The organism is Streptomyces sp. DSM 106670, assembly GCF_055792845.1.
In genome coordinates this window covers 7,230,807-7,249,184 of sequence record NZ_CM147704.1, presented here as the reverse complement: position 1 = coordinate 7,249,184, position 18,378 = coordinate 7,230,807, and the positions used below count along the sequence as shown (strand labels likewise).

Sequence of the window (18,378 nt, the reverse complement as noted above, 5' to 3'; positions counted from 1 at the left end):
CTCAGCTCTCCTGTCGCTGGCGGCGGGTGGTGGGCTGGGTGACCCGGTCGAGCATCAGGCCCAGGCAGACGATGGCCGCTCCGGCGACGAGGCCGGTGGCCAGGTCGCCCTGGGCGAGGCCGAGGACGACCTCGTAACCGAGGGCGCCGGAGCCGACGAGTCCGCCGATGATGACGACGGCGAGGACCAGCACGACCGCCTGGTTGACGGCGAGCAGCAGGGAGGGCCTGGCCAGCGGGATCTGGACCTGGCGCAGTTGCTGGCCGGGGGTCGCGCCGAGCGAGCGGGAGCACTCCATCGCCGCCGGGTCGACACCGCGCAGGCCCTGGGTGGTGATGCGGATGACGGCGGGCAGCGCGTACACGACCGCGGCTGCGGCGGCGGGGGCGCGGCCGACGCCGAACAGGGCGACGACGGGGATCAGGTAGACGAACTGCGGCATGGTCTGGAAGACGTCCAGCACCGGTCGCAGCAGCCTCTCCAGCCGTTCGCTGCGGGCCGCGCCGACGGCGACGCCGAAGCCGATGACCAGGGTGACCGCGACGGCGGCGAGCACCTGGCTGAGGGTGTCCATGGAGGGTTCCCACACGCCGAGTACGCCGATCGCGGCCATGGCGAGGACGGCGGTGGCGGCGGTGCGCCAGGTGCCGATGGTCCAGGCGAGGGCGGCGACGATGAGGAGCACCGACCACCAGGGCAGTCCGGTGAGCCCGCTGCGCAGCGGGTTGAGGACGCCGCTGGTGAAGTGGGAGGCGAGGTCGGCGGTGCCGCCGACGACGGGCACCCCGGTGTAGAGGTGGTCGACCATCCAGTCCTTGGCGGTGTTGACCGGTCCGGCGATGGCCACGGTCACGTCCTCGGGCCAGACCCGGCCGTCGGTGGCCCGTCCGACGACGGCGACGGCCGCGGTGACCACGGCGGCCAGGGTCCAGCCGCGCCGTCCCCGGAGGAAGGCCGGTCCGGTGGGCTCGGCGCCGATGCGGCGTCCGGCCGCCTCCGTCGTACGGTCCAGCACGACGGCCAGCAGCACGATCGGGATGCCTGCGGCGAGGGCGGCGCCGACGTCCACGGAGGAGAGCGCCTGGTAGACACGGTCGCCGAGGCCGCCCGCACCGATCACGGACGCGATGACGGCCATCGACAGCGCCATCATGATGGTCTGGTTCAGGCCGAGGAGCAGTTCCTTGCGGGCCAGCGGCAGCCGGGCGCTCAGCAGGCGCTGCCTGCCGGTCGCGCCGAGCGAGGCGACGGCCTCCATGACCCCGCTGTCCGCGCCGCGCAGTCCGAGCGCGGTGAGCCGGGCCATCGGCGGAGCCGCGTACACCACGGTGGCGAGGACCGCTCCGGGCACGCCGATGCCGAAGACCAGCACCACGGGCAGCAGATACGCGAAGGCGGGCAGCACCTGCATGGTGTCCAGGACCGGGCGCAAAATGCGGAACACGCGGTCGGACAGACCGGCGGCGAGGCCGAGGAACAGACCGAGCACGACGGAGGCGAGGACCGCGACGACCATCAACGCGAGCGTCTGCATGGTCGGCACCCACATGCCGAGCAGTCCGCAGACCAGGAACGAGACGGCCGCGGTGAGGGCGAGCCGGAGACCGGCGACGCGCCAGGCGACGGCGGCGGCGAACACCGTGACACCGGCCCAGCCGAGGGCCAGCAGGACCAGATAGACACCGCGTACGGAGAGCACGACGGCGTTGCTGATGTGGCCGAAGAAGTAGAGGAACAGCGGGTGGCTGTCGCGGTTGGAGACGATCCAGTCCGTCACGTCGCCGAGCGGCGCGGAGAGGTCGGCCGTCAGCGCGTCGGGCCAGATGCCCCCGCCCCAGCGGCTGTGCACGACGGGGACGACGACCGCGGCGACGAGCGCGAGCAGCAGGAGCTTGGCGGCGGCCGGGCGGTCGCGGAGTGCGGCCACCGGTCCCCGGCGCGCGCCCGCCGGCACGGCGCGGGCCCCGGTGGCCTGTGCGGTGGCCATCAGAGGGTCACCTCGCGGGAGCCGTCCGGTGCGTCGGGCGCGGCGGGGGCGTCAGGGGCATCGGTGGCGGTGGAGGCGTCCGGGGCGGTGACCGTGGTGGTCGCCTCCTCGCCGGGGCCGGATGTTCCGGCGACGACGTCGAGCAGGCAGGCGTGGTCGACGACGCCGACGAGCCGGCCGCCGTCCATCACCCGGGCGGCGGGGTCGCCGGAGCGGGAGACCGCTTCGATGGCCTCGGAGACGGTGGCGTCGGGGCGTACGGCCGGGCCGCGCTCGCTCTCCCCGGCGAGCGCGGGACGCATGGCGGTGGCGACGGTGAGGACCTGCTCGCGCGGCACGTCACGGACGAACTCGCGGACGTAGTCGTTCGCGGGCGAGCCGACGATCTCCTCGGGGGTGCCGAGCTGGACGATGCCGCCGTCGCGCATGAGCGCGATCCGGGTGCCCAGGCGCAGCGCCTCGCTGAGGTCGTGGGTGATGAAGACCATGGTGCGGCCCTCCTCGCGGTGCAGCCGGACCACCTCGTCCTGCATCTCGCGGCGGATCAGCGGGTCCAGCGCGCTGAACGGCTCGTCGAAGAGGAGGACGGAGGGGTCGACGGCGAGCGCGCGGGCGAGCCCGACGCGCTGCTGCTGGCCGCCGGAGAGCTGCGAGGGGCGCCGGTCCTCCAGACCGGCGAGACCGACCTTCGCCACCAACTCGGCTGCCTTCGACCGGCGTTCGGCCTTGCCCAGGCCCTGGATCTCCAGGCCGTAGGCGACGTTGTCCAACACCGTGCGGTGCGGCAGCAGTCCGAAGTGCTGGAAGACCATCGCGGCGCGGTGGCGGCGCAGTTCGCGCAGCCGGGCCCGGTCCATCGCGAGGACGTCCTCGCCGTCGATGGCGAGGGTGCCGCTGGTCGGCTCGATGAGCCGGGTCAGACAGCGTACGAGGGTCGACTTGCCGGAGCCCGACAGGCCCATGACGACGAAGACCTCGCCCTTGCGGACGTCGAAGGAGACGTCGCGGACGGCGGCGGTGCAGCCGGTGGCCTCGCGCAGTTCGGCGGGCGGCAGCGCGGCGTGCTCGCTGCCGGGGATCCGGTCGGCCTTGGGGCCGAAGACCTTCCAGAGGTTGCGTACGGAGAACACGGCGTTCTCGTCGGTCGCGGTGGCCGCCGCGTTCCCGGCGGGCTCGGTGGCCTCGATGGTCTGGGTTCCGGTCATCGGGCATCGCCTCCGGTGCTGGTGCTGGTTCCGGCGGCCGGCGCGGTGTCACGCGTCCGGTCCGCGAGGAGTTCGGCGCACTTCTCGCCGACCATGAGGACCCCGATCATCGGGTTGACGGCGGGCATGGTCGGGAAGACGGACGCGTCGGCGATCCGGATGCCCTGAAGGCCACGGACGCGCAACTGCGGGTCCACGACGGCCTCGTGGTCGTCGGTCGCGCCCATCCTGCAGGTGCCCGCCGGGTGGTAGACGGTGTGGGCGACCTTACGGGCGTACTCGCTGATGTCCTCGTCCGAGGTGACCTCGGGTCCGGGGCAGACCTCGCGCTTGAGCCAGTGGGCGAGCGGTTCGGTGCGGGCGATCTCCCGGGCGAGCTTGATGCCGTCGACCAGCGTGCGGCCGTCGTGGTCGTCCTCGTCGGTGAAGTAGCGGAAGTCCAGGGCCGGCTTGACCTCGGGGTCGGCGCTCGTGAGGTAGAGGCGGCCCCGGCTGCGCGGCTTGGGGATGTTCGGCGTCATCGACACCCCGTGCTCGGGCTTCTCGTAGCCGAGCCGCTCCGGGTTGTCGGTGAACGGGATCTGGTAGAAGTGGAACATCAGGTCCGGGCCCCGGGATCCGGGGTCGCGGCGGACGAAGAGTCCCGCGTCGGAGTCCATCGCGGAGTTCTCCGGGATGGGCCCGTCGGTCTCCCAGACGATGACGGACTCGGGGTGGTCGAGCAGGTTCTCGCCGACGCCCGGAAGGTCGTGGCGCACCTCGATGCCCAGCGCGGCCAGGTCCTCGCGCGGACCGATCCCGGAGTGCAGCAGCAGGCGCGGGGTGTCCACCGCGCCCGCGCAGACGATGACCTCGCGGGCGGCGCGCAGGAAGATCTCCTCGCCGTCCTTCGTCCGGACGTGTACGCCGGTGGCGCGGGTGCCGTCGAACTCCAGCCGGTACGCCCAGGTCTCCAGCAGGATCTTGAGGTTCGGGCGGTCACCGGCCTCGATGTGCGGGTGGAGATAGGCGACCGAGGCGGAGGAGCGCTTGTTGTTCTCGGGGTGGTAGGCGAGGTCGAAGAAGCCGACGCCCTCGTGGAACGGCTTGCTGTTGAAGCTGTCCACGCGCGGCACTCCGGCCGCCTCCTGGGCGGCGTCGACGAAGTCGCGGGCGATGGCGTTGCGGTCCTTCTCGTCGACCGGGACGATGTTGTTCCGCAGCTTGGCGAAGTACGGGTCCATCGCGGCCGCGTCCCACCCCTCGGCGCCCGCCTCGGCCCACTCGTCCCAGTCGCCGGGCAGCGGCTTGAAGCTGATGAGGGTGTTGTGCGAGGAGCAGCCGCCGAGGACCCGGGCGCGGCTGTGCCGGATGTGGCTGTTGCCGCGCGGCTGCTCGGTGGTGGGGTAGTCGTAGTCGAGGTCGCCGCCGAGGAGACCGAGCCAGCGGCGCAGGGTCAGCACGTCGTCGCGGTCGATGTCGGTGGGGCCGCCCTCGATGACCGTGACGGTGACGTCCGGGTCCTCGGTGAGCCGGGAGGCGATGACCGATCCGGCGGTGCCGCCGCCGACGATCACGTAGTCGGCCACGGGGCCGTCGGGGACTGCGGTGCTGCGGGGGGTGGAGGGCATCGGTCACTGCTCCTTCTGCAAGGTTCGTGCGTGTACGTGGTGCTGCGAACAGCCGGGCGGGACCGGACGGCGGGTGTTCCGTCCGGCCCCCGCAGGCGTCAGCCGGCGAACCAGCGCTGGGGGCGCGGGTTCAGGTTCTGGTAGATGTGCTTGGACTCGCGGTACTCGGCGAGCCCCGTCGGGCCCAGCTCACGGCCCGTGCCGGACTTCCCGAAGCCGCCCCACTCGGCCTGCGGGAGGTAGGGGTGGTAGTCGTTGATCCAGACGGTGCCGTGGCGCAGCCGTCCGGCGACCCGGCGGGCCCGGCCCGCGTCGGTCGTCCAGACCGCGCCGGCGAGACCGTAGTCGGTGTCGTTGGCCAGCGTGATGGCCTCTTCCTCGGTACGGAAGGTCTCGACGGTGAGAATCGGGCCGAAGGTCTCCTCGCGGACCACCTTCATCCCGCGGTGGCAGCCGTCGAGGACGGTCGGCCGGTAGAAGTAGCCGCCCTCGGGGCGTACGTCGTTCGGCTTCGGGCGCTCGCCGCCGGCCCGGACGATCGCGCCCTCCTCACGGGCGGAGGCGACGTACATCTCGACCTTGGAGAGCTGCTGGGCGGAGACGAGGGGGCCGCACTCGACGCCGTCGAGGGTGCCCCGGCCGAGGCGGATGGCGTCGGCGCGGCGGGCCAGCTCGGTGACGAACCGGTCGCGGATGCTCTCCTCGATGATCAGGCGGGCGCCGGCGGAGCAGACCTGGCCGCTGTGGAAGAACGCGGCGTTCAGCGCCTGGTCGACGGCGGTGTCGAAGCCCTCGCCGGTGGCGCAGGCGTCGGCGAAGACCACGTTGGGGTTCTTGCCGCCGAGCTCCAGGGCGACCTTCTTCACGGTCGGCGCGGCCGCCTGGGCCACCTTCGTACCGCTGGCGAGGCCGCCGGTGAAGGAGACCAGGTCGACGTCCGGGTGCTCGGAGAACCGGGCGCCCACCGGGTCGCCCGCGCCGGTGACCAGGTTGGCGGCGCCGTCGGGCAGTCCGGCCTCGGAGAGCAGCCGGATCAGGTGGACGGTGGAGAGCGGGGTGACCTCGCTGGGCTTGAGCACGAAGGTGTTGCCCGCGGCGAGGGCCGGGGCGATCTTCCAGCTGGCCTGGAGGAGGGGGTAGTTCCAGGGGGCGATCAGGGCGCAGACGCCGACGGGCTCGTGGACGACGATGCTGTGGACGTCGGGGTCGCCCGCGTCGACGACCCGGCCGCCGCTCTCGTTCATCACGAGGTCGGCGAAGTAGCGGAAGGCGTTGGTCACGTCGTCGACGTCGACCCGGCCCTCTTCGAGGGTCTTGCCGGTGTCGCGGCTCTCGGTGATCGCGATCTCCTCGCGGTCCCGCTGGAGCAGCTCGGCGACCCGGCGCAGCAGCCCGGCCCGCTCGGCGACGGGCTTGTGCGGCCAGGGGCCGTCGTCGAAGGCGCGCCGCGCCGCCGCGATCGCCGCATCGGCGTCCTCGGCCCCGCCCTCCGCGACGACGGCCAGGACCGTGGCGTCGGCGGGGTCGAGGATCTCGCGCGTCGCGCCTGATCCGGCGGCCCGCCAGGTGCCGTCGATGTGGATGGTAGTGAGCGCCGACATGTCGTTTTTCGCCTTCCGTGCCTGAAATGCCCCCTCCGGTTCGGCCCGGGGCACGCTGCGCGGTGGACCGGGGTACGGCACACCAGCGGCCTGGACCCCTCCCCGGTCCGGCGGAATGTATGCCGAGAATTTCACGCAGAGTGATGCGCCTCACGCGTGACGGTCTCTTCGGGGTGCCTCGCGGGGCTCCGTGCGGGGCGGCCCGGTGCTGGTCAGGCGGGTGGTTCCGGACCTGCCAGCAGATGGGCGGCCCGCTCCCACACCTCGGGCCCCTCCCCCGTGACGGCGGCGGCGAACCGCTCCGGGCGGGCGAGGAGCCGCCGGTGTCCGGGGTGCAGCGCGGTGTGCGCCAGCAGCCAGCCCGCCAGGAGGTACGGATCCCCCGGCGCGTCGGACCAGCGCTCCCGGTACGCCTCCCGTGCGGCCGCGGCCTCTCCCCGGACCAGCAGCACATCGGCCTGGGGCGGTGCGGTGTCCGGTGTGAGGTCCGGTGCGGTGCCCGGCCCGAGGTCCGGCCCGAGGTCCGGTGCGAGGTCCGGTGCGGTGTCCGGGCGGAGGTAGAGCGCGCCCCGTACGTCCTGCCAGTGGGTGCGCTCCTCCGCCGGGACGAGCCGGGGCGGCCGGGCCGGCGGGAGCGGCGTCCCGGAGCGCAGCGCCGCCGCCAGCCCGGCGCGCTCCTCGTCCGCGCACCGCAGATGGCGCAGCCGCCACTCGGCCCGGTGGCCGGCCGCCGCCGCCCGGGCCCGCGCCACGGCCCGCCCGTCCACCGGTTCGCGCAGCCAGCCGTCGACGGTGCGGGTGAGCCCGGCGACCAGCCGGCGGCCGGGGCCGGTGAGCGCGGCGCGGGTCGCCAGGGTCCGCAGGACCGTACGGGTCTGGATACGGCGGAGCGCGAAGCGGAAGGGCGCCAGGTCCAGCGGATCGGCCGCCCGGTCCCCGATCCGGTCCCGCCAGAATCCGGCGACGCCGACGAAGGCGTACGCGCCGTGGATCAGCCCCGGCAGATGGCGCGGGTCCGGACGCCAGGGGGCGTAGTGCTCCTCGGTGCGGTCGTCGTCGAGCATCGCGAAGAGGTGGAGCAGCGCCCCGAGCTTGCTGTGCTGGAACTCGTGGACCATCGTCTCGGCGAGCGCGGCGCCGTTCGGCGGCTCCGCCACCACCATGGAGCCGAACGCGTCCGCCGTGGAGGCGCTGAGCCCCTCGACGGGACCGTTCGGCAGCCGCCCGGGCCAGGGCACGATGCGGCTGATCTCCTCGGGGCGCAGCGTGCCGGGGCGGGTGGAGCCGGATCCGGTGGCGGGATCGGGGCCGGAGGCGGGCCTGGCGTCGGAGCCTGACGCGGCGGCCGGGGCCGGGTCGGCATCGAGCAGCGCCACCGCTTCGGCGAACAGCCGCTGCCAGGCGTCGAGTTCGCGTGGTGTGAGCCGACGGGGCGGGATCGGGCGGTCGAGGTCGCGGTAGGGGTCGGTGTCGTCGAGGGCGACCTCGGGCCCGCCCGGTCCGACCGGCAGCCGGTGCGTCGGCCACCACACGGCGCTCTGCGGTGCGGTGAGCGGGCGCACGGTCAGCGCGGTCGCCCCCGTGCCCCGTACGGTCGGGGCGAGGTGCAGCTCTCCCTCGCGCACGCGCGCGCGGACCGGCTGGAAGCCCAGCAGCGGGGTGCCCGGCAGCCGGGCGAGTCCCAGCGTCGGCAGCGACACCGCGCCTTCTCGCGCGGGTACGACGAGGTCGGCAGCCGTTCCGGCGCGGAGCGCGGCCACCAGGGCGACGGCGGCCAGGTGCCCGGTGTCCACCCAGAGCGGCGGGCCGACGGCGGTACCGTGCAGGCGGCGCAGCGTATGGGCGAGCCAGCTGCCCACCTGCGGGCTGAGCAGCAACTCCTCAGCGCAGCCCGGCCTCCGCGCCTCGGCCTCCTCCACGGTCCGCCAGCAGGCGCCGAGGTCGACGGGGCCGAGCAGGGTGGGCCGCTCCTCCAGCCGGCTCAGCAACTCGCCGACCAGAAGGAGGCGTCGGGACCGCTCGGCCCGCGCGAGGAAGCCGACCGCCGCCACCGACCCTCCGCCCGTGGCCAGTTCGTCGAACCAGCGGCCGGGCATCCGTATCGGTCCGTGCACCCGCTCTCCTCTGTCGTGGTCCCGACGCGACCCTGTGGGGTCTCTTCCGGGGCGGGCCGCACAGCGCTCAGTCGGCGCGAGCGGTGGGGGGTTCGGACAGCGTGCTGGTGCGCGCTCTTCGGATCTCCTCCAGCAGACGCCGTCCGGGAGCGGGAGCGAGGGCGCGCACGGCGGCGACGCCCACCTCCGCGAGGTCCGCGACATCGGACTCCAGGTAGTCGGCCGGATCACCGGCCGATGCCGTCTGCTGCAAGGCCTGTTCCCCCTTGTCGGTCCGGCGGCACACGATGCCACCCGTCCTTCCCCATCATGACGAATAGGTTGCCTTCCGGAAACCCGTGCGATCACGCCGTACGATCACGGGCCCGGTCGGTCCTCGTCCAGGAACTCCCGCAGGGCTTGCTCCAGTTCGGCGGCCCGGTCCGGGTCGTCGTCGAGCAGCGTGACGACCCGGTAGAGCTCCCAGGGGCCTTCCGGACGCCGCCGCAGCGTCCGCAGGATGCCCAGGATGTCCGTGCGGGGCACCGCGTGCCGCGACATCCGGGCCACCAGGACGGGGTCCAGCTCCGCGACCATCGTCTGGCGTTCGTCCCGGTCGCTCATCAGCGGATAGGCGAGCAGCGCTTCGACCACCCGGACCAGCCCGCCGCCCGCCCGGTCCCGCCCGGGGGCCTCTCCGTTCCGTGGTGGGGGCGGGGCGGGCAGATGTTCCGTGTGTCCGGGGCGGTGCAGCTGGATCGTGGGGAGCTGGGTGGGGCCTCCCTCGGCGCGCAGCCGGTCGAAGTGGCCCCGGACGGCCGCGAAGAGCGCTTCCGGGTCGGGGGCCGGGCCGCCGGGCAGGGTGGCCAGTTCGCGCAGGAGGATGTCCGAGAAGACACCCTGACCGCGTACGGGGTCGTTGGCCGCGCGCTGTCCCCGGTCGGCGGCCAGCAGCACGCTCTGCCGGTGGATCCGCAGGCGCTGCCCGGCGGGGAGGCTTCCGTCCGGGATCGTGACGGCGGGGCGGTGGCGCTCCTCGAAGGTCTGGCAGGCGTCGACGACCCAGTTCTGCCTCTCGAACCCGGGCAGGACATCGCTGCTCAGCCGGCGGCGGGCGGACTCCAGGTCGATGTTGCGGCGGTCCGCCTCCGTGGCGTCGGCGCAGTAGAGCCGCAGGTGTTCGTCCCGGTCCAGGACGCCGTGCCCGCCCCACCAGATCCAGAGCATGTCCCCCTGGCGGGCGGGCAGTTCGTGCACCAGGGCCCGTCGCAGGGTCTCGTGGTCGGCGCCGCGGTGGCCGGTGACCGCGTCCGGGCCCTGTGCCGGGGCGAGGTGGAGCAGGATGTTGGCGTCCGGCACGCCCGTGGACCGCAGCCAGTCCCGGAAACGCAGGGCGTCGCGGGCCGGGCCCGGCAGGGTCCAGCGGGGCCCCGCCGCATAGGCCTCGACGCCGACGACGAGCGCCACCACCCGGGCGGGGTCAACGGTGGGTGCGCTCAGGCCGGCCGAGTGAGCCGGGCCCGCGCTCACGGCAGCCGCTCCGCGATGGCGCGGTAGACGGCCGGGTCGCTCCAGTAGGCGCTGTGGGCGGCGGGGAACGGCTGCCGGTTGTCCGTCGCGATGTCCTCGGCCCGGCCGGGGAACACCGGTGCGGCGGCGAAGCCGAGCAGATCGCGGCGGTCGTGGAGGTTGAGCCAGCCGGGGACATGGTCGGGCAGGGGCTCCGGGTGGTCGAGGTGGGGCAGCGCCCCCGTCTCGTACAGGAACGGCGCCTGCGAGCCCACCGTGACCAGCAGCCGGACGCCGGGCAGCGGGGCCTCGATCAGGGTGTCGAGGGCGATGATCCCGCCGAGGCTGTGGCCGAGGAGGACGACGGGCGGCTCCACGGCGGCGGCCAGCTCGCGCAGGGCGGCGCGCAGGGGGCCGCCCCGTACGAGGAACTTGAGCACATCGCCCGCGGCCGGATGGGCGGCCCCGGTCAGGGCGCGGCGGCGGCGCACCGCGTAACGGGAGCCGAGCCGCAGCACGGGCCGGCCGATCAGCCGGCCCACCGGACCCCTGGTGGAGCCGGACGCGGTGGCGCCGAGCTCCCGGGCGATCCGGTCCACGGCGGCGTCGCGGGTGGGGCCGTCGGGGATCACCGGCGCGTCCTCGGCGAGGGCCGCGCCGATCACGGCGGCGGCCAGCGCGCGGGCCAGCAGCGGCGCCAGGTCTTCGGGGTCCAGGGCTTCGGCGGCCGGGGCGAGCAGCGGGCTGCGGGCGAGGCCGGCGGCCCGTGCTCCGAGGCCGGGCCCCAGCTCCGGGGCGACGCTCTCGCCGCGGGCCGCCAGCCGGGCCAGCCGGTCCCGGAACTCCTCGTCCGGGAAGGCCGCGCCCGGGGGTATCGCTCCCGAGGGGCCGCGTGTGGCGGCGAGGACCAACTCCGCCTCCGGGTCGCCGTAGAGGCGCTCCCAGGCGGCGGTCTCCGCGTCCTCCCCGTCGTCCTCGCCCGCCACGTCCCGTTCGGTGGCCCCGGCCCCGTCCGGCGGAATGCTGGCCCCGCCCGCCGCGAGCCGGGCGCCGTACCGCTCGCCCCAGTCGAGCGGCACGACCCGCACCCCCGGGGCGGCCCCGGCGAGTGAGGCCGTGACCTTCGCGTTCAGGGCCTCGCTGTGCGGCGGCCGCACGCCCGTACCGTGGATGAATATGACCGTGGTCATGCATCGCCCCCCGTCAGTGGTGTTCCCGCCGACCCCACCCCGTCACACATCGGGCGTCCGCGACCTCCCGGCCCCGTCCCCGTTCCCGTACCGATCCGTCACCTCACAACGGGATCACCGTCGGGTCGTACTCGATGCGCTGGTGCAGCCGGGCCGAGGTCCGCCACGGGTGCTCCTCCCCCAGAACACGCGTCAGGCCCTCCACCGCCTGGGCGTTGAGCCGGTCCGCCTCCGCCGAGTGGCCCAGTCCGCGATGGTCCAGCGAGAGGTTCGCGACGCAGACCAGGGTGAAGGGGTGGTCCTCGCCCGCCTCCTCGGTGAGCAGGGGCAGCGTGGCGCTGTCGACCTCCAGGGCGCCGGCGAAGTCCAGCCTGGCGTAGTGGTCGTTGGCCCGGCCGAACGCGGCGGCCAGAGAGTAGACGTGCCGCTCCCCCAGGTCCGCCCGGAGCCGCTCCCCCGCGACCGTGTCCAGCCGCTCGGCCTCCTCCACCTCGCCCAGGGCCCGCAGGGTGGCGGCCACGTTGATCATGGCGCACAGGGTGTACGGGTGGTGCTCGCCGAAGATGTCCCGGTAGCCGTCGAGGGTCTGCCGGCCGAGGCGGCGGGAGTCCTCCAGCCTGCCCGCGATCCGGCGGTCGACGACCGCCGCCAGGGCCGCCCCCAGGGTTTCCGGGTACGCCGCGCCGTACCTGCTGGTGAAGCGCTCCAGGATTTCCTCGACCAGCTCCGCCGCCCCCTCCAGGAATCCGGCCCGGCGCCGGCAGATCGCGAGGTTCAGCGCGGCCCGGATGGTCGCCGCGTTGGTGGGGCCGAAGTGGGTGCGGTAGGTCTGGTAGGTCGACTCCTGAAGGGCCCTGGCCTCCAGGAAGTCGCCCGCCTCGCGGGTGTCCACCGCCAGGGCGCTCAGGGTGTTGACGGTGAGCCCGCTGGTCGGGCCGTAGAGCAGCTCCCGCTGCCTGGCGGACTCCCCGTCGATCGCCCGCGCCTGCCGGAAGTCGCCGTTCACCCGCAGCGAGAGGCCGTAGCTGTGGGCCGCGCTCAGCGTCGTCGGGTCCTCCGGGCCGTAGAGGTCGCTCGCCCGCTCGTAGGCCTCGGCGCTCAGCTCGCGGGCGGCCTCGAAGTCGCCCCGGTACCGCAGCGAGCCGGCCTGCTGGAGCATGGAGTCGATCACCTCCTCCTCGGGGATCGGCGCAGTGCGCGAGACCTCCATGGCCTGTTCGCTCAGGGCCGCGGCCTCCGCGATCCGGCCGAGGTGGTGGAGGTAGAAGCCGAGCATCTTGGTGATCCGGATGACGTGCAGGTCCTCCTCGGCGGACTGCTCGCTCCAGGCCTCCCACGCCTGCCGGGTCAGGTCCGCGCCCGCGTCGTGGGCGCCCCAGTAGTAGAGGAAGGTGACCATGTCGAAGACCAGGTCGCGCACCCAGGCGTCCGAGCTGTTGACCGCGCCGGAGGCGATCATGTGGGGCAGCAGTCCGAGGTAGGTCGACCACTGTTCCGGTGAGGCGGGCAGGCCCGGCTTGGCGGTGGTCAGGAGCAGATGGGCGGCGTTGCGCATCCGCTCCCGCTCCTCCGGGTCCAGCCGGGCGACGATCACGTTCTGCATGAGCCGGTGCATCTGGAGCGTGCCGGCCTTGTGGTCGAGGCGGACCAGCGAGAGCTTGCTCAGATCGCGGGTGGCGCGGGCGAGCAGCAGCGGGTCGCGGAGCACGGGGTCCAGCTCGGGGGTGATCTGGACGTTGCGGCCGCCGCGGAGCATGTTCAGCGGGATGGGTTCGGGTGCCATGCAGGCGCAGATCTGGAGGAGTTGGCGGGCGGCCGGGTTCTCGGCGGTGAGCCTGCCGAGCGAGATGTCCCACACCGCGGCGACGGGCAGCGGGTAGTCCGGGGACGGGGCCAGTTCGAGGATTTCGGGGCGGCGCTCGTCCAGCAGCTGGAGGTACTCGTCGACCGGCATGCCGGTGGCCGCGTGCCAGGCGCCGGCCTGCTCGACGGCGAGCGGCAGATCGCCGAGCGCCTCGGCGAGCCGGCCCGCGTCGTGGGTGCTCAGTCCCCGGGCCCGGCGCTGGAGCAGGGCGATGCTCTCCTCGCGGTCGAAGACGTCGACGCTCAGGGGCGTGGCGATCCGCTCCCACTCCCGGTTGCGCGAGGTGACGATGATCTTTCCGGGGCCGCCGTTGGGGAAGTACGAGCGCACCGCCTCGATGTCCTCGGCGTTGTCGAAGACCAGCAGCCAGTTGTCGAAGGGCTTTCCGGTGCGCAGTGCCTCGCGGACAGCGGGCACGGCGGTGTTGGCCTGCGGGCCGACCTGCAGGCCGAGGCTGGCCGCCAGCTCGGCGAGCGCGGCCAGGATCAGGCTCTCCTGCTCGGCGGGGATCCACCAGATGACGTTGTAGTCGCCGCTGTGGCGGTAGACGTACTCCACCGCGATCTGCGATTTGCCCACGCCGCCGAGGCCGTGCAGGGCGTGCGGGAGGACCGCCGTCGTCTCGTCCTCGGTCAGCTGCCGCTCCACGGCGGCGAGAAGCGACTCGCGGCCCGTGAAGTTGGGGTTCTTGGGCGGCACATTGCCCATGATCTTCGGCTGGCCCGTACGACGAAGCGTGCTTCCGGCGTTTTGACTTCCATCTCCTTGTGGGCCCTCCGGGCGGTGTTGTCAGCTGGTGCCGAGGTGTCAGCTGCTGGGGGTGTCGTGGGCGGCACGGGTCCTCCTGGTGAAACGACGCTGTCCGGTGGCAGCTTTGCCCAATTCGGGGCGTCTTTCATCTCTTTCGCACCGATCTCACCCGGCCGGGCAGGGGGGCCGCCCGGCGGGCGCACCAGGCGGGCCGCCACCCGGGCGGCCCGGCCCGCGTACGGGCCGGCCAGCGCCCGCAGGACCGCGAGTTCGATCCGGAGCCAGGGGCGGGCGCCGGGTTCCGTGCCGGGCAGGGCGGTGCGCACCGGGTCGTGGAGGGCCGCGCGGAGCCGGGCGCCGTGCCCCTTGCCCGTACGCAGTTCCGCCAGCAGGCCGACGGTGCGGGCGAGTTGGGTCCTGGTGCTGGTGGCGAGCAGCGCTTCGCGTACGTCGTCGGCGAAGTCCGGACCGCCCTCGGCGTCGGTGTCCCAGTCGATCAGGCCGCCCATCATGACCTCGGCGAGGTGCTCGGGCCCGGCGTCCGGCAGGGCCGCCTCGCGCAGCTCCTGGATGACGGCGAAGTCCATCGGGGCGAGGGCCAGGAGCACGGCGAGCTGCCGGGCCAGGGGGCTGGCGAGCGAGCGGAACCTGCGTACGGCGGCGGCCGCCGCCCGGGGGCCGTCGACGGCCGGGGTGCGCAGCCCGGGGGCGGAGGCTCCCTTGGCCATCGCGCCCGCCAGCACGACCGGCAGGGTCCGTCGCACCCCGCGCTCGCCGGTGACCAGGTCGGCCCAGGCGCGGAAGGACCCGGCGCGGACGCTGAGCACCGGTACGGGCACGGTGTCGTCGTCCGGTTCGGGCAGCGGCCGTACGGGGTCGTGGGCGCCGTGCGGCGGGCGGCAGTGGAAGCGGCGGTTCGGCGCGCCGAAGCCGCCCGCGTCCAGTTGGGCGCGGAAGGGGAACAGCGAGGAGCGGTGGCGCAGATAGGGCGGCAGGAGGTGGACGAGCGCGGTGGGCCCGCCCGAGGTGAGCCGTTCCAGTAACCGGTCGGCGCCGGGGCCCGCCCAGCCGTGGGCGAGCCCGTCCGTGACGACGAGGAAGAGCCGTGAGCTTCGGCCGTCGAGCAGTTCGGCGGGGTCGCCGTCGCGTCCGCCGGGCCAGCGCAGGGCGGGTTCGCCGTCGGCGGGCAGGGTCACCCCGACGGTGCGGACATCGCGGAAGGCCCCGCTGCGGGTGGCCTCGTCGGCGATCTGCCGGACGGTGCCGTGCCAGGGCGGCATGGTGGGGGCCCGGTCGACGAGGAGCACCAGGTCGAAGGCGCGCTCACGGTCGGGGAGGAAGTAGGGGACCCAGAGGCCGTCGGTGAGCCCGTGCTCGGCGGTGCTCTCCTCGTCCAGCGCGCCGCGGCCGCCGGTGGGCACCCTGCGGCCCAGCCCGCGCAGCGACCTGGCCAGCCGTAACGGGGCCGTCCGCACGGCCCGGTCGCGTCCGGAGCCCGGCAGCCGGTCGGGGCCGGTGCGCGTGTGCTCCCGGGCGGTCAGGATCTCGCGTTCGTACGCCGCGGGCCCCGGCAGCCCGGAGACCCCGGGCACGGTGTCGGGCGCGGGGTGCGGTGGTGGGCCGGGGAACGGGTCGGGCGGGGGTTCGGGCCCGCTTGCGGGCGGTGGCCCGAGGGGTGACGGGCGGGCGGGGCGGGGCGCGTCGTGGCGCGGTTCGGCGTGGGGAGGGTGGTCCGGGGCGGGCCCGGTGGTGCGCTGGGCGTCGAGCCGGGCGGCGGCGAGCCAGGCGGCGTCGGCGAGCTCCGTCCAGTCGGCGCCCGCGCCCGGGTCGTACGGGCTGCCGTCCTCGGTTCGGTCGCCGGTGGCGCGATCGGGGGAGGCGGCCGGCGCGGACGCGGGGTCCGGAGCGCGCTCCCTGGGCAAGCCGTTCATCAGCGGCCCTTCGAGAGGTCTCGGAGGAGCATCTCGACGAGCTTACGCCCGTCGGCGTCGGGTTGAAAACCGCCCGCGGTCGTCAGCTGGACGGCGTTGAGCAACTGGTCGATCGACTGGGTGCCGCCGCCGCGCTGGCGGTTGACGAACTCGTCCACCAGCGCCTCGACGCCTTCCGGGCGTTGGCGCAGATGGCTGACGACGATGCCGATCAGCTGCTCGCGGCCGGGCGGTTCCATCTCCAGCGGCAGACAGCGGCGGCGGAACGCGGCGGGGAACTCCCGTTCGCCGTTGCTGGTGATGACGACGACGGGGAACTGCGCGCATTCCACCCGGCCGCCCTCGATCCTCGCCGTGCCGCGCGGGTCGTCGGTGAACACGGTCGCCGACTCCTCGTTGCTGCGCACGAGTTCGGGGATCTCGTAGCTGCCGTTCTCCAGGACGTGAAGAAGGTCGTTGGGCAGATCGATGTCGCTCTTGTCCAGCTCGTCGACGAGCAGTACCCGGGGTCGCCGGTAGGCGAGCAGGGCGGTGCCGAGCGGGCCCAGGGTGACGAAGTCGCCGAGCGCGGGCGGCCCTTCACCGGTCGCTTCCTGTTCGCCCGCGCCGGCGTCGTCCAGTGCGGGGCCGTGGGTGTTCCCGGCGTCGGCCGCCCGCCAGGCGGCGATGGCCTGGGCGCGGCCGATCGCGTCGTACGCGTACAGACCGCCCCTGAGCGTGCTGCGGCTGACGACGCTCCAGGGCAGCACCCGGCCGAGCCCCAGCTCACGGGCGAGCAGATAGGCCAGGGTGGACTTGCCGACGCCCGGCGGTCCGGTGATGAGCAGCGGGCGGCGCAGCAGCAGGGCGGCGTTGACCGCGTCGATCTCCTCGCGGCGGAGCTGCGGCCCCTCCTGGATCCGGCCGAGGCGGCGATCGGCGGCCCGGTCGTCCTCGGGCGGTGGCGGCTGGAGCGGTTCGCCGGGGAACGTCCGCCAGGGCGGCGGCGCGGGCAGCTCCGGCGGCTCGCCCGCGGGCGCCTTGCCGGTCGCGTGGAAGACCCACCACGGGGGCGGCGGGGCGGCGGAGGTCGGTCCGGTCATGCCGACAACAACTCCTCACGATCGACCAGTCGGTACGGGTCGTCCCAGAAGAACGCGATGTGCCGGCCCACCCACAGCGGGCCGTCCTCGTCGACCTCCGCTCCCATCCTCAACCTGTTCACGGTGTCCGGCAGTTGGGCGTAGGCGTGCCCCAGGAGCAGGGTCAGCAGCTCGCTGGAGTGCGAGGTGCTCTCCAGCCTGCGGTCCCAGGCGGCCAGACCGATGCCCTCGACGACGGCGGTCTGCAGCGCCTCCAGACCGTGCCCCTGGACGGCGGGCGCGTCGAGGATGACCGCGGTCAGCGACTCGTCACCGGCGAGATGGGCGCGCCAGCGCTCGAAGCCGTCCCGGTCCGCCGCCTTCCAGCGGTGCGGGGCCGGGGCGGGCGCGGTCCGCAGCCGGTCCCAGCGGGCCTGCCAGCGGCGCAGTTGTCCGGCGTCGCCGCGCATCCGGTCCAGGCTGCGCAGATGGACCCGGTAGCGCAGGCCGATCGGCCAGGGCCTCGGGGCTCCGGTACCCAGTTCCAGGCGGGCCATGTCGTGGTTGAGCAGATCGAAGGGGAGCAGGAACTCGACGTGGACCGGCCCCTGTTCGCCGGTCGCGGGCCGGTCGGCCCACAGTGCCTCGCCCTGCTCGACGGCGGATTCGACCGCTCCGGCCAGGGTGTCCAGGGTGACGGTCTGCACCTGGCCCGGCTCCGGTCGCCAGTAGCCGGGGACCTTGTTGATCCAGTGCCGGACGAAGACGTCCGGTGAACCGTCCCGGGCCGGGTCGACCATCACGACCAGGCACCGGGGCACGGTCGGGTCGGGGGCGGCGGGCCGCTCCAGGCGCTGCCGGCAGACGGTGAGCGCGTCCGACGCCCCGGGAACCCCGGCGCGGGCGTCGTCGGCCGCCGCCGTGGGGTCGCCCGTCGCCCAGCGGTCCGACCACCGGCGCAGCGGTGCGCCGCGCTCGGCCGACAGGGTGGCGGCCGCCTCGACCAGCACGACGGCGGCCGGGAGGCCGTCGGCGCGCGCGGTCATGTCCTGGGCCTGGTCGAAGAGTTCGGCCGGGGTTCCGCTGTCGGGCAGTTCGCCGGGCAGCTCCTCGGCGAGGAGGGCGCGCAGCCGTGCGCCGTCGATGTCCGTCGCCTCGTCGAGCAGCCGGCGCGCCTGCCGGGCGACGCTCTCGGCGAAGACGGGTGCGGGCCAGGGGCCCGGCCGGTCGCCGTCGGCCCGGATGCCCGCCTCGGCGGCGATCCGCTCGGCGTCGTCCTTGCCGGAGACGACGCGGACCGCGTAGAGGATCGCCTCGGGGCCGCCGGGCCGGTGGATCACCTTGCGGACCAGATGCATCATGTCGATGCGGGGCGTGCTGTCCGGGTAGGTCAGCTCGATGTCGAGCCGGTAGGCCACCGTGTCCACGAACTCGTACCGCTGGCCCCGGTCCTTGACGCAGTCGAGCAGGGTCAGCGCATCGACCAGCGTCTGCACCAGATCCGGTCCCGGGCGCCCGTGCGGGACAGCGTTCACAGCCGACCATCCCCCGCCGAGTCGGTCCAACTCACATGGCTA

General features: G+C 74.3%; 12 protein-coding genes. All 12 read right to left on the bottom strand.

From position 1 onward, the window contains the following. Window position 1: 1 nt before the first annotated feature. The 12 genes from ACSMXR_RS32035 to ACSMXR_RS31980 all read right to left on the bottom strand — a co-directional run bounded on the left by ACSMXR_RS32035 (window position 2) and on the right by ACSMXR_RS31980 (window position 18,336). A complete protein-coding gene (locus tag ACSMXR_RS32035; protein WP_473170482.1) occupies window positions 2-1,987 on the bottom strand; it encodes an ABC transporter permease in 1,986 nt (661 codons plus the stop codon). Further along, complete coding sequence (locus ACSMXR_RS32030; protein WP_473170481.1) at window positions 1,987-3,192, bottom strand: quaternary amine ABC transporter ATP-binding protein; 1,206 nt, start codon at window positions 3,190-3,192, stop codon at window positions 1,987-1,989. Before ACSMXR_RS32030 ends, ACSMXR_RS32035 begins: the two co-directional genes overlap by 1 nt. Further along, window positions 3,189-4,802 (bottom strand): GMC family oxidoreductase, encoded by a 1,614-nt coding sequence (locus ACSMXR_RS32025; RefSeq protein WP_473170480.1) that lies wholly within the window; start codon window positions 4,800-4,802, stop codon window positions 3,189-3,191. Before ACSMXR_RS32025 ends, ACSMXR_RS32030 begins: the two co-directional genes overlap by 4 nt. A gap of 98 nt (window positions 4,803-4,900) precedes the next feature. After that, entirely contained in the window at window positions 4,901-6,403 is a 1,503-nt protein-coding gene (locus ACSMXR_RS32020; protein WP_473170479.1) for an aldehyde dehydrogenase family protein, read from the bottom strand. A gap of 212 nt (window positions 6,404-6,615) precedes the next feature. Next, a complete protein-coding gene (locus ACSMXR_RS32015) occupies window positions 6,616-8,517 on the bottom strand; it encodes an HEXXH motif domain-containing protein (RefSeq protein ID WP_473170478.1) in 1,902 nt (633 codons plus the stop codon). Window positions 8,518-8,584: 67 nt separating this feature from the next. Then, window positions 8,585-8,770 (bottom strand): hypothetical protein, encoded by a 186-nt coding sequence (locus tag ACSMXR_RS32010; RefSeq protein WP_240805778.1) that lies wholly within the window; start codon window positions 8,768-8,770, stop codon window positions 8,585-8,587. Window positions 8,771-8,874: 104 nt separating this feature from the next. Further along, entirely contained in the window at window positions 8,875-10,026 is a 1,152-nt protein-coding gene (locus tag ACSMXR_RS32005) for an effector-associated domain 2-containing protein (RefSeq protein WP_473170477.1), read from the bottom strand. Beyond that, window positions 10,023-11,195, bottom strand: a complete 1,173-nt coding sequence (locus ACSMXR_RS32000) for a hypothetical protein (RefSeq protein ID WP_473170476.1) — start codon at window positions 11,193-11,195, stop codon at window positions 10,023-10,025. Before ACSMXR_RS32000 ends, ACSMXR_RS32005 begins: the two co-directional genes overlap by 4 nt. Window positions 11,196-11,298: 103 nt before the next feature. Next, complete coding sequence (gene fxsT / locus ACSMXR_RS31995) at window positions 11,299-13,758, bottom strand: FxSxx-COOH system tetratricopeptide repeat protein (protein ID WP_473170475.1); 2,460 nt, start codon at window positions 13,756-13,758, stop codon at window positions 11,299-11,301. Then, complete coding sequence (locus ACSMXR_RS31990) at window positions 13,692-15,740, bottom strand: SAV_2336 N-terminal domain-related protein (RefSeq protein WP_473170474.1); 2,049 nt, start codon at window positions 15,738-15,740, stop codon at window positions 13,692-13,694. The genes fxsT and ACSMXR_RS31990 overlap by 67 nt, the downstream gene beginning before the upstream one ends. Beyond that, window positions 15,740-16,822, bottom strand: coding sequence for an AAA family ATPase (locus ACSMXR_RS31985; RefSeq protein ID WP_473170473.1), 1,083 nt, complete (start codon window positions 16,820-16,822; stop codon window positions 15,740-15,742). The genes ACSMXR_RS31990 and ACSMXR_RS31985 overlap by 1 nt, the downstream gene beginning before the upstream one ends. Further along, window positions 16,819-18,336 (bottom strand): VMAP-C domain-containing protein, encoded by a 1,518-nt coding sequence (locus tag ACSMXR_RS31980; RefSeq protein ID WP_473170472.1) that lies wholly within the window; start codon window positions 18,334-18,336, stop codon window positions 16,819-16,821. Before ACSMXR_RS31980 ends, ACSMXR_RS31985 begins: the two co-directional genes overlap by 4 nt. Window positions 18,337-18,378: the final 42 nt, after the last annotated feature.

What these genes read in the sequence shown, in the direction of transcription:
- ACSMXR_RS32035 (WP_473170482.1), bottom strand. Translation starts at nt 1,987, where the DNA reads ATGGCCACCGCACAGGCCACCGGGGCCCGCGCCGTGCCGGCGGGCGCG.
- ACSMXR_RS32030 (WP_473170481.1), bottom strand. Translation starts at nt 3,192, where the DNA reads ATGACCGGAACCCAGACCATCGAGGCCACCGAGCCCGCCGGGAACGCG.
- ACSMXR_RS32025 (WP_473170480.1), bottom strand. Translation starts at nt 4,802, where the DNA reads ATGCCCTCCACCCCCCGCAGCACCGCAGTCCCCGACGGCCCCGTGGCC.
- ACSMXR_RS32020 (WP_473170479.1), bottom strand. Translation starts at nt 6,403, where the DNA reads ATGTCGGCGCTCACTACCATCCACATCGACGGCACCTGGCGGGCCGCC.
- ACSMXR_RS32000 (WP_473170476.1), bottom strand. Translation starts at nt 11,195, where the DNA reads ATGACCACGGTCATATTCATCCACGGTACGGGCGTGCGGCCGCCGCAC.
- ACSMXR_RS31990 (WP_473170474.1), bottom strand. Translation starts at nt 15,740, where the DNA reads ATGAACGGCTTGCCCAGGGAGCGCGCTCCGGACCCCGCGTCCGCGCCG.
- ACSMXR_RS31985 (WP_473170473.1), bottom strand. Translation starts at nt 16,822, where the DNA reads ATGACCGGACCGACCTCCGCCGCCCCGCCGCCCCCGTGGTGGGTCTTC.